Here is a 16,220-nt window from a genome sequence, read left to right on the forward strand (position 1 = left end):
TACAATGTGGGTGGAACAACCGTGGGTGGAGTAACAGGGCATTCTGATTAATGTCTGACTTCGGGAGTGGGAAATGAATTCTTTTCTGCGCTGGTATTACGTTGCAGCTATTTTTCTCCTTATAGGATGTGGCAGCACTGAGTGGCGTAAAAATGAAGTTTTTGCTATTCCACTTCAACCAACATTGCAACAAGAGGTTATTTTGGCGCGCATGGAACAAATACTTGCGAGCCGCTCTCTTAAGGAAGATGAGTATGCACAGCTTTTATATGAAAGAGGTGTGCTGTATGATAGCCTCGGGCTGAGGGCATTGGCACAGAATGATTTTTCAGTTGCTTTGTCTATCCGTCCTGATATTCCTGAGATTTTTAATTACTTGGGGATTTATTTTACGCAGGCAGGCAATTTTGATGCTGCCTATGAAGCGTTTGATTCTGTTTTAGAGCTTGATCCAACTTACAACTACGCGCGAATGAATCGCGGAATTGCACTGTATTACGGTGGCCGTTATCGTTTAGCGCAGGATGATCTGCAGGCGTTTTATCAAGACGATCCAAATGATCCCTTCCGTTCGTTGTGGTTGTACCTTGTGGAAGAGAAAATCGATCCGAAGGTTGCAATGACTAATTTGTCGCATCGCTTTGACAAAACGAACCGGGGGCTATGGGGCTGGAATATTGTTGAATTCTATTTAGGTAAGATCAGTGAGAAGACACTGATGAAACGCCTGAAACAAGGTTCGACAGATAACACTTCGCTCGCTGAGCATCTCAGTGAAACTGACTTCTATTTAGGTAAGCATTACCTAAGTCTGGGGGATGAGGATAGCGCGGTTGCGTTATTCAAGCTGACGGTAGCTAATAATGTCCATAACTTTGTTGAGCACCGCTATGCATTGTTGGAATTGGCGCTGCTAGGCCAAAGACAAGATGACCTATCAGAATCGAACCAACAATAGCTGACGAACATTTTCACGACAGATTTTTAAGTCCACATCTATAAGAGGTGGGGATTTGTTTGTTCGTTTTATAACATAATTTGAGCCAGTTCACATTTTAAATGAAAATGACAGAAATTCTTTTCACTGTGTTATGTAGACTGGCCGCCACGATCAATGAGGCACCATTACATGACCACTGAGACTGAAATCTCTTTTGCTGATTTAGGATTATCAGCACCTATTCTTTCTGCACTGCAAGACATGGGCTATGAGAAGCCCTCACCAATTCAACAGCAATGTATTCCTCACCTGTTAAATGGTCGTGACGTGTTGGGTATGGCGCAGACTGGTAGTGGTAAAACTGCGGCTTTCAGCTTGCCTTTACTGCATAATATTGATGCTGAGCTTAGAGCTCCACAGATCCTTGTGTTAGCACCGACCCGTGAACTGGCGGTACAGGTTGCTGAAGCATGTTCAGATTTTTCCAAACATATGCGTAGTGTGAATGTTGTCGCGCTCTATGGTGGACAGCGTTATGACGTTCAATTGCGTGCTTTGCGCCAGGGGCCACAAGTTGTAGTGGGAACACCGGGTCGTCTGCTGGATCACCTGAAGCGTGGTACGTTGGATCTGTCCAACCTGAGAGGTCTGGTGCTGGACGAAGCTGACGAAATGCTGCGTATGGGCTTTATTGAAGATGTTGAAAACATCATGAGTCAGATCCCGGCAGAACATCAGACTGCATTGTTCTCAGCGACTATGCCTGAAGCGATTCGTCGTATCACTCGTCGTTTCATGAACGAGCCACAGGAAGTTCGCATTCAGACCAGTGTAACCAACCGTCCGGATATCAGCCAGAGCTATTGGTCTGTTTACGGTATGCGTAAAAATGAAGCACTGGTACGTTTCCTTGAAGCAGAAGATTTTGATGCGGCGATTATTTTCGTCCGTACCAAGAATGCGACTCTGGAAGTGGCAGAAGCGCTTGAGCGTAACGGTTATAACTCTGCGGCACTGAATGGTGATATGAATCAGGCTCTGCGTGAACAGACTCTGGAGCGTTTAAAAGATGGCCGTTTGGATATTCTGATCGCAACAGATGTTGCTGCCCGTGGTTTGGATGTTGACCGTATCAGTCTGGTTGTTAACTATGATATTCCGATGGATGCTGAGTCATATGTACACCGTATCGGCCGTACCGGTCGTGCTGGTCGTGCCGGTCGTGCGCTGCTGTTTGTTGAAAACCGTGAACGCCGCTTGCTGCGTAACATTGAACGCACTATGAAGTTGACAATCCCGGAAGTAGAGCTGCCGAATGCTGAACTTCTGAGCCAGCGCCGTCTGGAAAAATTTGCTGCTAACGTTCAGCAGCAGTTGGAAAGCAGCGATCTGGATCAATATCGTGCTCTGTTGTCTAAATTGGGCACCAGTGACGAGTTGGATATGGAAACATTAGCTGCGGCATTGCTGAAAATGGCACAAGGTGAACGTTCATTGATCCTGCCACCAGATCCGGTTCGTCGTCCTCGCCGTGAATTCAATGATCGTGATGACCGTCGCCGTAATGGTAATGGCTTTGGTGAGCGTGACAGAGGTGATAAAGGCGACAGGGGTGACCGTCCTCGTCGTGAGCGCCGTGATGTTGGCGATATGGAACTGTACCGCATTGAAGTGGGTCGTGATGATGGTGTTGAAGTACGCCACATTGTGGGTGCTATTGCTAACGAAGGTGATATCAGCAGCCGTTACATCGGTAATATCAAACTGTTCGCAACGCACTCCACAATTGAGTTGCCAAAAGGGATGCCAGGGGAGTTACTGACTCACTTTACCCGTACACGTATCCTGAACAAACCAATGAACATGCAGTTGTTAGGCGATGCACAGCCATTTGAACGTCGTGAGCGTCGTGGTGGTGGTCGCAACAGTAATGGTAATGGTGGCAATGGTCCACGTCGTGATCGTGACGGTTTTGGTAACGGCGGTGGTCGTCGTTTTAACAATGAACGTCGTGGTGGCGGTGAGCGTGGTTCTTTCCGTGGTCGCAATAATGACGATTTCAACGGTGGTGCACAACGTCGTCGTCAGCAACAAAGCAATGGTAACGTTTAATACACCATTGATTATTGTTTCGTGTTAGCAATAACACGCTGAAATATTGAATTGAAATAAGCCCTTTCTCTTTATAAAAGAAAGGGCTTTTTTATGTTTTCAATATTCTCATTTTCGTAGCCAATTTTCTGGCTGTATGAAGTACTTTCTGAACGTGAACCGAAACCACTCGTTATAGACTGCTTTTTATTGCTGTTTTTTAAATCAAAAATCAGATGATTTCTTAACTCACAGCTTGTGTATTAAGTCTCAGTATTTCTTTGATTTCTAAATCTGAAAGCAAGTGCTCACCTTGATGAATAACCATTTTTTTCATTCTGGATCGAGAGCCACTATAGGCCACTTCTAATAGCACACGTTCTTCGACGGAACAAAGACCGCCTTCGGATTGCTCTAATGGATGGATAAGTACCCGATGTTTGCGTCCGAAGAATCTGTCAATGAATCGGATGAGGCCATGTTGCTTAAGCAGCAAATGCAATTGCTGCTCTGCATTATAAAAATCACCAACCAATAAGCGGGAAGTACTGAAATTTCCTGTAATACTCAGTTCTTTTTGATTACTGAGATTTTTCAGGATCATTTGGTTGGTTTTGATCCTTAGATAGAGATCGGCCATACATTTCCTTATTTTATTTTTGGCTTAATGATAGAGAGTACAGAATTATTTCTAAAAAATGATTAAATTAACCCCAGTTCTTCTTTGAGAGGCTTTAAATAACGGCGGCTGACAGGAATACGTTCATCATTGCGCAATACCAATTCCGCCTGGCTGTTTTCCCCAAAAACAATCTCCCGTAAATGGGCCATATTGACAAGATACTGCCGATGGCAGCGAGTCAGAGGCGTACGGGTTTCCAAAGTGCGCAAGGTCAATTCAGTAAAACCTTCCTGTCCGTTGGCACTCATTACATATACACCACTCAAACGTGAGGTGATATACAGCACATCATCCAGTTGCATCAGCCATATCCGGCTGTGTCCTGTGCAGGGAATATATTTCAGTTGCTCATTTTCGGAGTGTAAATCTGCCAGACTCTGTTTTTGATAACCCGACCGAAGTCGTTGTAATGTCTTGCTCAGTCGCTCTTTTTCCAGCGGCTTTAGCAGATAATCAAACGCATGTTCTTCAAATGCCTGTATGGCATATTCATCAAAAGCGGTAAGAAAAACGATATAAGGGCGATGCTCAGGGTCAAGCATACCCACCATTTCAAGCCCAGTGATGCGAGGCATTTGAATATCAAGGAAAATCACATCCGGTTTCAGACGATGAATGGTGCCAATGGCTTCTACTGCATTGGCACATTCACCGATGATCTGAATATCTGTTTCCTCTTCTAACAGGCAACGTAAATTTTCACGGGCCAGTGGTTCATCATCAATAATTAATACATTCATACCTACGCTGCCTTATCAGCCTCTTTTTCCAGTGGTAAGCATAAGATGACACGAGTAAATTCTTCTGGTTGGTAATCAACACGCACACCATAATGTTCACCATAGCGAAGCCGCAGGCGCTTATCTACCAGGCTCATTCCAAGTCCATCCCCCATTTTTTTCGGGCAATAAAGCCCCGCATTATCTTCAATTTCTACCAATAGCAGATTCGTTTGTTGATGGGCTCTAATCGTAATTCTTCCGGTATCCAGTAACTGTGATGTGCCATGTTTAATTGCATTTTCGACCATGGGTTGCAGGGAAAATGCAGGTAATTGGGCATAACGCAGAGACTCCGGTATATCTATCGTTATCTGGAGACGTTCGCAGAATCGCGCTTTTTCAATTTGTAAGTAAGCATTCACATGCTCTATTTCATTTTGTAGTGTGGCGATTTCTTCTGGTCGCTTCAGATTCTTGCGAAAGAATGTTGAAAGGTACTGCACAAGCTGACCCGCTTGCTGGCTATCGCGTCGGATCACCGCCTGTAATGTATTCAGGGCATTAAATAAAAAGTGAGGATTCACTTGCGCGTGAAGTAGTTTTACTTCTGATTGTAACAGAGACTGCTTATTTCGTTCATATTGTCCCGCAAGGATTTGGGCAGAAAGCAAGCTGGCAATTCCTTCACCTAATGTTCGATTGATCGAACTAAATAAACGGTTTTTGGCTTCATACAATTTTATCGTACCGATCACTTGCTGATTTTCTCCCCGTAGAGGAATAACCAGTGCTGAACCCAACTTGCAAATAGGACTAAGGGAGCAGCAATAGGGAGTTTCATTACCATCAGCGTAGACCACCTCATTATTTGCTATCGCACGATGTGATTGCTCGGAAGCAATAGGCGTTCCCGGTAAATGATGGTCGGAACCAATGCCGATAAATGCCAATAATTTTTCCCGATCAGTAATTGCGACAGCCCCAATTTCCAATTCCTGATAGATAACTTTTGCGACACGCATGCTGTTAGCTTCATTAAATCCCTTAAGTAATATCCCTTCGGTGCATACCGCGATTTTCAGGGCTTGGGCAGAAAAAGCACTGGTATATTTTTCGAATATGGCGCGTCTGTCCAGTAAGATACGGATAAACATAGCTGCCCCGATACTATTAGCGATGATCATAGGAGCGGCGATATTTTTCACTAAATTAAATGCTTCACTGAAAGGGTTAGTAAACAGCAGAATAATCCCCATCTGAGCACATTCGGCAAGGAATGTCACAATCGCCGCAGTCCATAGGTTAAGTAACTTATTGATCTTGCCTTGCTTCATTAAATAACTGTGTACAAGACCGCCAATAACGCCTTCTATAATGGTGGATACCATACAACTGAATGCGGTCATTCCGCCAAGGGAATAGCGATGCAATCCTCCCGTGAATCCTACCATCGCTCCGACTGTTGGCCCGCCAAGGAAACCACCTAATACAGCACCAATAGCACGGGTATTAGCAATAGAATCATTAACATGCAGACCAAAATATGTTCCCATGATGCAGAAGATGGAGAAAATGACATAACACATGAGCTTATGAGGTAAGCGAACACTCACTTGCAGTAAAGGAATGAACAGAGGCGTTTTACTCAGTAGCCAGGCAATCACCAGATAGATACACATCTGCTGGAGCAGTAGTAACACGAGGTTAAATTCATACATATTTTTTCACGGCGTGTTTGATAACAATAAATAAATTTATGCGGTCATTATCAAAGCTTGAATTTAACGCCGTCAATGGGTATATCCGCCCTCTTCGGCAAGGACGGATTTTCTTAAAGATTTTTTGACGAAATAAACAGGAATAGGATTATTCAGTGCAGATAACGTAATCGGTGACTATCTCATTAATAACATGAACTGTACCATCATCTATATTCACGGCGAAATGAGCATTTTTCCCGTGTTCATCTATTCCGGGTGTTGAAGAACGGTAAGAACGGAATTGTGGCCAGCCATACAGCTCATGCATCGCATTTTGTTGATGTGCTTGGTACAGGCTGGCTAAGTCTTCTGCTGTCGGTAATTTTTTATGTATTTTTTTACAATACCATACAGCGCCTTTATAGACTCGACGTGGCCAAATCTCACCATTTTCAGTATAAGTAGTCATTCCTTTCATACCCATTGCTAACTCGGCTTGTAGCAGAGGTCGGTCAAAAATGACTCCGTTTGTATTTGTCACCGTTTCAGCCATATGTCCCCAAAAATTTGCGTACTTAGAATCAGGGCTGGTCACGACAGTAAAAATGACATCTTCAGTTTTCGGGTTTGAGACACCATAGGCTTTTATTTGCAAGGTCGTTTTTACGCCCAGTCCATTTGGGTCGGTGATGGGGAGCGATAAACTACCCTCATCTCCCGTTGCTCCTTGGTAGTGACCTGATTCATTGTCTATCAGCGCAGTAACTGTCTGAGGGACTTCCTGACGGTTTAGTGCTTTGGTTGCTTTCATTTCTATGGGGACATTTTTTACAGGCTGTCCGTGATTGAATGCTTTAATATTCAAGGTAATTGTTTCGCCTTTTTTAACTTTCCCTGTATTGAGGGTGACTACCAGATGATCAGCAATCCCTTTGACTTTTCCGCCTTCAGTACCATCATAGGTATGGTTACCGTGCTCTTGATCCATACGGGTATCAATCGCTTTGGTATTCCCGGTAATGTGGAGCCCATTTTGTGCCTGAACAACAAGTGCTTTTACTTTACCTGCATCTGACAGTGTCAATGTATAACCGGGGATCTTACCCGATTCGACGATAGTACTGCTTTTGGTAATATCAACATTCCCTTTATCCCCCCACACATAGCGTGATTTGTCCACATTTTCGCCGTTATTAGCATGGAAGGTATAGGTTGCATTGAGGATATGTCCTATTTCTAATCTGCCTGACATACTGAGATCTTTAATAATTGGTTTGTCAGGGTGAAAAAAGGTGATCTCTATTGGCTTTATATCAAGGCTTTTCACTTCAGGTGTAATAGTCAGCACACCTATTTTTTCACCAGCGGTAAGTAACGCTTCATAGATCCCTGGTTGAGTTTCTTTTATTTGCCCAATCTGAGGATCTTTACCGGCCCCGCCTAATTTACTACCCATGAGTTTGATATCCTCGCCAGCACCAGGAATTGGATTGCCGTTCCCATCTTTTAGTGTCAATTTAAGGATGGTGGTGGAGTGACCATCTGCTGACAGTTCGCTGTCTTTTGCGGTGAACGTAGATTTATCGGCACTTGCCTGTGCTTGTAGTACCTGAATCTGAGTTTCTGCTCGTTTGGAAGCATTGCCATGCTCATCGTAGGCAATAGCACCTATGGTATAAGTGTTATTGCCTTGACGATGATATTTCGGCAGGGTCAGCAGATAGGTATTACTGTTTTGTTGTTTGATCTTGCCTCCATTGGCAAGCAGGCTTCCAACCTCCCATTGGATCGTTTTCAGGCCATATTTGCTGTTTACTCTAAGATGAATAGGTTTGATTTCACCTGCATGGCCGGAAATCAGTCTGTCTAATGTCAGACTAATGACTTCACGTTTACGAAATTGCAAAACAATTTGATTGTTACGATCAACGAGATCAAAACGACCGCTTTGTAGCGTATGTTTGAATATCACGGCATCGGGATCAATCTGTGTTGACCATGGTGTACCGATGTCATAGTTCAGTTCTATATTGAATTGAGTGTCTTTATTGCCAGACATCTCTTGTTTGCGGTCAATACCGAAAGTCAGCAATGGGATAGGCGTATAGTTAATGCCGGCAGTAAAGGCCGCGGGGTTCTTTTGGCGGTGATCTTTATTGATTAACCCAACTTCATCGCCAAAATATTGTTCATATACCAACTTACCGCCAAGTTGTGACAAAGCGGGAAGATAGCCTTGTACTCTCAGATCGAATCCATTGGCAGGACGTTCATCGTAATCTTTCAGAAAATGCGATTTTTTCCAGTTACTTAAGCGAAAATAGCCGTTCATGCCTAGCCTCAGATAATCGCGAGCATACTCTGTGCCGAGGCCAAGCCGGGTATTATCTCCGGTAAAATCGTGATCCAGAAAAGCGTTGTATCCTAGCATCCAGCTATCAAAAAACTGACGATGTCCGATACCGATATTGATGGTGTTGCGTTTATCAATGCGGCGTAGGCCAAATTGAGTGAAGTCCATTTTACTTTTGCTGTCATACAGAGGTAACAACATATCAAGTTGACTGCCATCCAGACGACCTCGTTTATCAATATGAGTTTGTACACGCGCTGTACCGTAAAATCCTAGCCAGCTCTGGAGTTGTTGATTGGCTTCTGACACCGCTAAGTTGCTTATCTGATTTATTGCGCTGTCGCTTGCTTTATTGCTGTTCAGTATCTCACCGACGCGGATAGCCGCATGAGCCAGCTTGCGTTCTGTATCATCGGTTTTGGAAAATGGCTCTGATGAAAAGTCATTGAATGGTAAATATTTATTAGGGCGAGATTTGGGGACATCAATTTCATCACCAACCCCAAGTACTGGAAACGGTTTGCTGAAAGTACGGAATTTATTTATTTCCTTAAGTTGATTAATGGTGAAACCGTAACGTTTAGCTATTGTATGGATAGTTTCTCCCGGTTTCAGAATATAAGGCTCAGTTGGTATTGCCAGAGGGGAATGTTGAGAAATCGTATGCGTTTCGGCCGTGGCAATAATAGGAGTAAATGTGCCAGCGAGTGGGAACGCGAATTGGGCGATAATATTCACCCAGGCTACTCGTTTCAGCCAGTGTTGCTGATTTTGTGCCTGAGGCTTATCAAATTTTTTGTGCATAAAAATAAACCTGTAGTAGTAACAGCGTCAGGTGATGATGAAATAAAAGAGGGGCAAAATGGTATTGCCTTATTTGAGACATCATAAATTGGTTAACAAAAAAATTGTTAACGTGTTAACGCAAGGATTATTGATCTGACATATCTTGTATATGTATTTTTTATTCCAGCATAAAACTATTTAGTGGTCAACATGACTTTCTATATCAGGTATTGAAAATAAAAAACAAGACTGAGAATAAAAAAATAACAGGTGATTTATACGTATTTTCTCATTAGGTTAAAACATGGTTTTTTAGATTTATGTAAATTAAAACATAATGTTGCAATTTATATGTCTTATGTGAACAGGGATTGTCTGAGGAAGGGAAAAAATAACTTTAAATATAATAGGATTTTTCATAGTTAAATATTCTATGCTAATTATTATTGGTTTTTATTTGTATTTTCATTTTATTAATCTTTGATTTTTTATTGGCGAATATTCTACAATGTGGTTTCAGAAAGCACTTTCTTTCTAATTCATAATTAAATATTAATTGATGAATTGATTTTAAGAAATAAAAATAATCAGATAACAAGTTGAATTGAGGGAAAGGGAATGTGTTAATTTCCCGTCTTACTGCTACTTGAAATTGATTGGGTATATAATGTGATAGGTAGTTACATAAAGCATTTCATTTTTGTCAATGATCAGGCGCACGAATTTCTAAAAAGAATTTATGAAGATAGTGTCACACTAGATCGGTACAGCTACACTAATTTGGTCATCGCTGACGAATTTTGATCTGGTAGTATGCTTGGAGCTTACAAAACATAATGAAGAAAAGAACACTTTTCACGATATTGCTGATTATCTTTCTGACCGCAATGGCCGTGCTTTTTCGCTCACATCATCAGGACTTATTGTTGCAGGGAGAGGTTGAAGCACCTGAAGTCATCATTGCATCTAAAGCCTCTGGAAGAGTGATTGCGCTTCACGTTAGGAGAGGAGACGACGTAAAAGCCGACCAACTATTAGTAAGCCTTGATGGCCCTGAGCTGACTGCAAAAGTTGCCGCAGCTCAAGCCGCCCGTGATCAGGCTAAAGCAAAACTCAATTTATCTTTGCATGGAACACGAGAAGAAAATATTCGCAGTTTGGAAGCGGCATACTTACAGGCTGAATTTGGATATAAAAACGCTCAACGTGAATTTGAGCGACTCAGTAATATTTCAGGCAAAGGTTATTCATCTGCCAGTGAATTGGATAACGCACGAAACGCGCGTGATATTGCTTACCAGAAAATGCTGTCAGCAAAAGCGGAGCTGGATGCAGGGAAAAATGGAGATCGTATAGAATTACGGCAACAATATCAGGCAGCACTGAATGAAGCTGAAGAGAAATTACGGGAATTAAAAATTCAGAGTAATGATCTACAGGTAAAAGCTCCCGTTGATGGTGAAATTGGGCCACTTCCGGCGGAGGTCGGGCAACTTTTCAATGCCAATAGCCCATTGGCAACACTAATACGTATCCCTGAAGCTTATTTTGTTTATAATTTGCGCGAAGATATTCTGGCTAAAGTCCGTAAAGGTGACAAAGTGACATTGTGTGTACCGGCTTTGGATAATAAAAATATTGAGGCAGAAGTCCGTTATATCGCGCCAATGGGAGATTACGCAACAAAACGGGCCACTCGTGCAACAGGGGACTTTGATCTGAGAACATTTGAAGTCCGTTTATATCCACTACAACCTGTTGATGGGCTGCGTCCGGGAATGAGTGCATTATGGCACTGGGATAAGTAAGGCGGCAGCTTGATGAACAGAAAAGCTGTGTGGCGTGGTCTTAAATGGCATAGTCTTGAATGGCATAGTTTTAAGCATGCGTTTATCCGCGAGCTGGTGGTTGCAGTCCGTAGCCCGATTTTTCACTGGCTAAGTTGGCTGTTTCCTCTGTTGCTGTTTATCTTAATTAGTGCCAATTTTTCGGAAGGAACGCTGCTAAACCTGCCTGTTTCAGTCGTGGATAATGATCACAGTACCTTATCACGCACATTAATCCGTAACTTAAATGCGGCACCTCACGCTGATATCAAAACCTATGATAATGGTCTGACAGAATCATTAGAGAGATTGGGCAGTGCAAAGGATTACTCTTTACTCTATATCCCTCCCGATCTAGAAAAAGATGCGTTGAGTGGTAAACAGCCGACAGTGAGCATCTATTATAATGCCTTGTTTTATGGTGCAGGGCGTTATTCCGTTCAGGACTTCGGCGGATTGATGGCAGAAACAAATGCCAAATATCGTAAGATCATTGCGTCTGAAATGGGTCGTCAGCTTCCACCACTAGCTAAAGCGACGATGTCTTATGACAGCTTGTTCAATGCCAGTGGCAGTTATATCTATTTCCAGCAATTTGCTGCAACCATCCATTTATTACAGCTTTTCGTCGTGACTTGCACTATTTATACAATGGCAAGGGGAAAACAGCTCTTAAGCGCAAAATCTTTTATATCGGCTTTATTAGGAAAACTTGCGCCTTATACCCTGATTTTTACGTTGTTGTTGATGATAGAAATTGCAGCATTGGTTGCATTTTCTGATGCCAAAGTTGCAGGTAATCCCATATATATGCCAGTTGTTGGATTCTTTTATGTGATTGCGGCTCAAAGTATCGGTTTACTACTATTTACTTTCACCGGTAATGCATTGACGGCTTATTCACTAATCGGAATGCTGGTCAGTATTGCGATGTCATTTTCTGGCATGGTGGTGCCTGAATTATCAATGGTATGGCCGGCAAGAGTTATTTCGAATCTGGAGCCATTAACCCATGCTTTAAATGCCATGTTCGATATCTTTCTGCGGGAAGTATCATTAAAAATCATCCTGCATGTTTGCATGCTATTGGTGATTTATCCTTTAGTTTGTGCCTTGTTGATCCGCAATCGTTTGTGGAAACGGCTTAACCAGTCAGGAGAAGCCATATAATGCAGGGGAAGCAGGTAAATGAATAATTGGAAAATGTATTGGCAAACTTTCCGCAATGTATTGTTGGGAATGCTGGAAAAACCTTTGTGGTTAATGCTGATTGTTTCTCTGTGTGTGATGAGTCTGGTTTATGTCCGCCCTACATTATGGGATCTGCCCGTTGCGATTATTGATCAGGACAACAGTCATATGAGTCGTGCGCTGATCCGCCATATTGATGCGACGGCGAAAATTGAAACCAAAAGTTACGCTAGTCTTGCTAACGCCCGTAATGACATATTACGACGGAAAATCTTCGCCATTATCATTGTGCCACCGGATTTTGAAAAACGTCTTTTAAGTGGGAGAAATGTGACAGTGCCAGTTTATGGTGACGCGACGAACCGCCTTGCCAATGGGCAGATTCAGCAGGATTTGGCGTTGGCGTATCAACAGTTATTATCTGAATATAATACACAGTTACTACTGAAATCAGGTTTCAGTACGGAACAGGTGAACGTGTTGCTACAACCGATTAAAGGAGAAACCATTGGATTATTCAATCCGGGGATCAGTTATGCTGCCATTGTTTTTCCCGGATTACTGGTGATGCTTTTGCAGCACTCCTTTTTGATTGCTTGTGTACGTGTGAGTATCACCATACGTAGTACCCCTAAAGGTAAGCCACCACTTCCTGTCTATCTGGGAGCTTTGTCTGCGTTGTTGCCTATTTGGCTGTTTTTGTCTGTGATCTTTTTTGTTCTGTGGCCATGGGTATTGGGATACCGGCAGGACGCACCAATTTATCAATTATTGCTGATGACTTTCCCATTCCTGCTGGCAGTATTGGGGTTAGGTAAACTGGTAACAGAGTGTTTGCGCAGTGTGGAAATGATTTATCTGACATTGGCGTTTATCACTACGCCTGTTTTCTACATTTCGGGGACTATCTGGCCGGTTCAGGCGATGCCTGATTGGGTAAGAGCGATTTCATCGGCTTTGCCATCCACATGGGCAACCAAAATTATCGCAGGAATAAACCAAATGAATATGCCCTTGCAAAATATGTTAGGGGATATTGCAATGATCCTGTTCCTTGGTGTTGTATACATGATCCTGGGAATTTTTGTTGGGATATTGCGTAATGGTGAACTGCGGGAATTGAAGATTTTTATGAAACGGCAGCGAAAGCATTAACAGCAATCAAGAATTATCGCCAGACCGATAGTGAAAATATATTGATTTGGGACGGGTTCCGTGCAAATGTCACGGATACTGATTTACCTGGATCTCAGTGATAGAATTTTATTATCAATTCTTGAGGTAGTATCAGGAAATATCACAGTATTTTGGCAAAATAACATGTTCCTTTTCACGAAAAGGGATCTGACTTGTGTTAGGTTAAATCCACTTTCCGTTTTGGTTTATTATCGTTAACTCAATTTATCAAAGCGGAACAAAAAGAGGGCGCAGATCAGAACGATCGCGCGTTATCGTCATGTTAATCAGGGTCGAAATTCCGGTTGATGCCATGGGTATTGATCGCTTGCTGCGAGAATCCTTTGAGACATCGACAGAAGCTGAGTTAGTTCATAGATTAAGAGAAAATGGCTTGTTGACGCTAGGGATTGTTGCGACTGACGATGAAGGTCACGTTATTGGCTATGTTGGTTTCACACCTGTTGACATCAATGGTCAGGATCATAATTGGGTTGGATTAGCACCATTGGTAGTGTCTGAACCGTATCGTCGTCAGGGCATTGGTGAAAAGTTAGTGTATGAAGGATTGGATAGCCTGAATGAGTTTGGTTATGGTGCAGTAGTCGTGCTTGGTAAACCTGAATATTATCATCGTTTTGGTTTCAGGCTTGCTAAAGAGTACCAATTACATTGCCAATGGCCTGATAGTGAGGAGTTCTTTCAGGTTTACACACTGGCTGATGTCTCGCTGGATGATTGTCATGGTTTAGTCACATATCCCAGTCATTTTGACTATGTGTAACTATGAAATGTAATTACAAGATGTAAATACAAAAAGTAGTAAATACACGTTGAAGTCATGCTGGAAATACGCTGGCAACAATGTCTATTCTCATGAAGTCTCTGACAAATAGGTTGCTATACAGAGAGGTTGGGTTGTAACCAGCCTCTCTTTTTGTTGCTTGTTTAGTTGCTTTATTCGGTATTCCAGCTTTAATGCTGTGCTCTTGTCCCGTACTAAACGGTGATAGACCAGAGTTAATGAGCCTTTTCCCCTCAAAGCCTTCGCTCCTTTTCCTGTACTGTGTTGTATCAGACGACGGGAAATATCTGTAGTAATTCCGGTATATAAAGAACCATTCTCGGTTTTTATCAAGTAAAGATACCAATCAGATTTTTTAATATTCATAATTTATATTAAATAGTTACAAATGTATAAATACCGCATGAGATTAAATCATAATGAGACCATAGACTGCATTGTGGTTTTTGTAACAATGTAACATGATGAATGATATTAAATGACATGTTTATTAACAGTCAGTGACAATATTTTTATTCAAAATAACTGAAAAATTATAGCAAGAATTGCTAATTATCATTTTTTGAAGAAGCGTATAACTTGATCCAAATCACAGAGAGATACCCTTTATATTGAAAAGTAGACAAAGGATCTAAAAATGAGAAATGCAAAATTTATTGCTGCTGTTTTAACACTATGTACTGTTTCGTTTGGTTCTTTTGCCGCTATTGAAGTAAGAAATGCTACAGGGGAGAAAATTGGTGTTGTTTCTGTGACGGGAGCAGAAACACTGGATAACCTGACAGAAGAATTGTCCAAAAAAGCTGACAAAGCTGGAGCAGCTTATTTCCGCATTATTTCTGCTACTGGTCACGATAAACTGCATGGTGTTGCAGAAATCTATAAATAACGTATAGTTAGATCAGGTTAAATATCATACTGCTGTATAAATATCAGAACACATCGCTGGATCAATATCCACATGTGTTCTGATTGAGATAAGTAAATATAACAATATGGAATTAGATGGAATTGAATAAAGATATCTTAACAATCTGCCAGTATCTTGCCGAGCAACATGTCTTCACAATTTGTACTTCTTCAAATCAGGATCTATGGTGCGCAAATTGTTTCTATGCTTTTGATATCGATAAAATGACACTCTGGTTTATGACTGAACCTGATACCCGCCACGGTAAAATGATGCAGGAAAACGCCGTAGTTGCAGGTACTATTGCCGGGCAAACCCATAATATTTCCCAGATCAGAGGCATTCAGTTTCGTGGGGAAGTTGCCCTATTGACAGGTAAGGATGAAACAGTTGCCAGAGCAAGCTACTGCCACCGCTTTCCTGTTGCGATAACAGCAAAATCGCCTATTTGGCAATTGAACCTGAATGAAATAAAAATGGTGGATAACACACTTGGCTTTGGTAAGAAATTACATTGGCGGCGTTAATATCAGAGCTGCAAATTTTATACCCTAAAATTATCGGAATTCATTATCGTAAATAGTGAATAACCTGATTACTACTGCCTCGCCAGATTAGCGCTGGATCGTGCAAAGTCTGTTCGAATTTTCCGTCAACTAACACATTAATATAACTGACAATTTCTTGTTGGAGACCGCTTAACTCGTGGAGGACATAACCTGTCCATAGCCAAATATCTTTATCCGGGCACTCTCTCTTTATCCGTTTGATCAATTTGAGAATATCAGGCGTATTGGAGGGATGAAGAGGGTCGCCGCCAGATAATGATATCCCTTGCCGTTTAATGCGGAGATCTTTCAAATCAGTAATGATCTGATCTTCAACAGCTTGCGTGAAGGGGCGACCTGAGTCAGTCCGCCATGTACTTTGGTTATAACAACCACGACATTGATGGGAACAGCCAGCCACAAACAGGGTACAGCGGGTTCCGGGGCCATTAACCACATCAACCGGATAATATTGATGGTAATTCATGAT

Annotated in this window: 14 protein-coding genes; 8 read left to right on the forward strand and 6 right to left on the reverse strand. The window is 42.1% G+C overall.

The window, feature by feature from the left end; genetic code table 11:
- Window positions 1-73 precede the first annotated feature (73 nt).
- Entirely contained in the window at window positions 74-958 is an 885-nt protein-coding gene (gene nlpI / locus AAC147_RS00450; protein WP_047684435.1) for a lipoprotein NlpI, read from the forward strand.
- Between the two features lie 171 nt (window positions 959-1,129).
- Window positions 1,130-3,052 (forward strand): DEAD/DEAH family ATP-dependent RNA helicase, encoded by a 1,923-nt coding sequence (locus AAC147_RS00455; RefSeq protein ID WP_047684438.1) that lies wholly within the window; start codon window positions 1,130-1,132, stop codon window positions 3,050-3,052.
- A gap of 223 nt (window positions 3,053-3,275) precedes the next feature.
- Here AAC147_RS00455 and AAC147_RS00460 read toward each other — a convergent pair whose 3' ends face one another.
- From AAC147_RS00460 to AAC147_RS00475, 4 genes are all read right to left on the reverse strand, one after another.
- Window positions 3,276-3,671 (reverse strand): hypothetical protein, encoded by a 396-nt coding sequence (locus AAC147_RS00460; RefSeq protein WP_052189690.1) that lies wholly within the window; start codon window positions 3,669-3,671, stop codon window positions 3,276-3,278.
- A 62-nt stretch (window positions 3,672-3,733) separates the two neighbouring features.
- Window positions 3,734-4,453, reverse strand: coding sequence for a two-component system response regulator BtsR (gene btsR, locus AAC147_RS00465; RefSeq protein ID WP_047684440.1), 720 nt, complete (start codon window positions 4,451-4,453; stop codon window positions 3,734-3,736).
- Window positions 4,454-4,455: 2 nt separating this feature from the next.
- Window positions 4,456-6,153, reverse strand: a complete 1,698-nt coding sequence (locus AAC147_RS00470) for a sensor histidine kinase (protein ID WP_047684443.1) — start codon at window positions 6,151-6,153, stop codon at window positions 4,456-4,458.
- A 148-nt stretch (window positions 6,154-6,301) separates the two neighbouring features.
- Window positions 6,302-9,292 (reverse strand): inverse autotransporter beta domain-containing protein, encoded by a 2,991-nt coding sequence (locus tag AAC147_RS00475; protein ID WP_047684448.1) that lies wholly within the window; start codon window positions 9,290-9,292, stop codon window positions 6,302-6,304.
- An 818-nt stretch (window positions 9,293-10,110) separates the two neighbouring features.
- Here AAC147_RS00475 and AAC147_RS00480 point away from each other — a divergent pair.
- The 4 genes from AAC147_RS00480 (at window position 10,111) to AAC147_RS00495 (ending at window position 14,251) form a co-directional block, all read left to right on the forward strand.
- Window positions 10,111-11,082 (forward strand): HlyD family secretion protein, encoded by a 972-nt coding sequence (locus tag AAC147_RS00480; protein WP_047684451.1) that lies wholly within the window; start codon window positions 10,111-10,113, stop codon window positions 11,080-11,082.
- A 12-nt stretch (window positions 11,083-11,094) separates the two neighbouring features.
- The gene (locus tag AAC147_RS00485) at window positions 11,095-12,270 is read left to right on the forward strand and encodes an ABC transporter permease (protein ID WP_052189691.1); all 1,176 of its coding nucleotides are present in this window, start codon (window positions 11,095-11,097) and stop codon (window positions 12,268-12,270) included.
- Window positions 12,271-12,288: 18 nt separating this feature from the next.
- On the forward strand, window positions 12,289-13,446 hold the full coding sequence (locus AAC147_RS00490) for an ABC transporter permease (protein ID WP_047684453.1): 1,158 nt from the start codon (window positions 12,289-12,291) through the stop codon (window positions 13,444-13,446).
- Between the two features lie 301 nt (window positions 13,447-13,747).
- Window positions 13,748-14,251, forward strand: a complete 504-nt coding sequence (locus AAC147_RS00495) for a GNAT family N-acetyltransferase (RefSeq protein WP_047684455.1) — start codon at window positions 13,748-13,750, stop codon at window positions 14,249-14,251.
- A gap of 90 nt (window positions 14,252-14,341) precedes the next feature.
- Here the strand turns inward: AAC147_RS00495 and AAC147_RS00500 are convergent, their stop codons facing one another.
- The gene (locus AAC147_RS00500; protein ID WP_304413521.1) at window positions 14,342-14,632 is read right to left on the reverse strand and encodes a GIY-YIG nuclease family protein; all 291 of its coding nucleotides are present in this window, start codon (window positions 14,630-14,632) and stop codon (window positions 14,342-14,344) included.
- 277 nt (window positions 14,633-14,909) lie between these two features.
- Between AAC147_RS00500 and bhsA the strand changes: the two genes are divergently transcribed.
- Both bhsA and AAC147_RS00510 read left to right on the forward strand, forming a co-directional pair.
- A complete protein-coding gene (gene bhsA, locus AAC147_RS00505; protein WP_047684458.1) occupies window positions 14,910-15,161 on the forward strand; it encodes a multiple stress resistance protein BhsA in 252 nt (83 codons plus the stop codon).
- A gap of 116 nt (window positions 15,162-15,277) precedes the next feature.
- Window positions 15,278-15,709, forward strand: coding sequence for a YhbP family protein (locus AAC147_RS00510; protein WP_047684461.1), 432 nt, complete (start codon window positions 15,278-15,280; stop codon window positions 15,707-15,709).
- Between the two features lie 43 nt (window positions 15,710-15,752).
- On the opposite strand, the gene nrdG is transcribed toward AAC147_RS00510, so the two are convergent.
- Window positions 15,753-16,217, reverse strand: coding sequence for an anaerobic ribonucleoside-triphosphate reductase-activating protein (gene nrdG / locus AAC147_RS00515; protein WP_047684556.1), 465 nt, complete (start codon window positions 16,215-16,217; stop codon window positions 15,753-15,755).
- Between the last annotated feature and the right edge of the window lie 3 nt (window positions 16,218-16,220).

The organism is Xenorhabdus sp. NBAII XenSa04 (assembly GCF_963866145.1).
Classification (GTDB): domain Bacteria; phylum Pseudomonadota; class Gammaproteobacteria; order Enterobacterales; family Enterobacteriaceae; genus Xenorhabdus; species Xenorhabdus indica.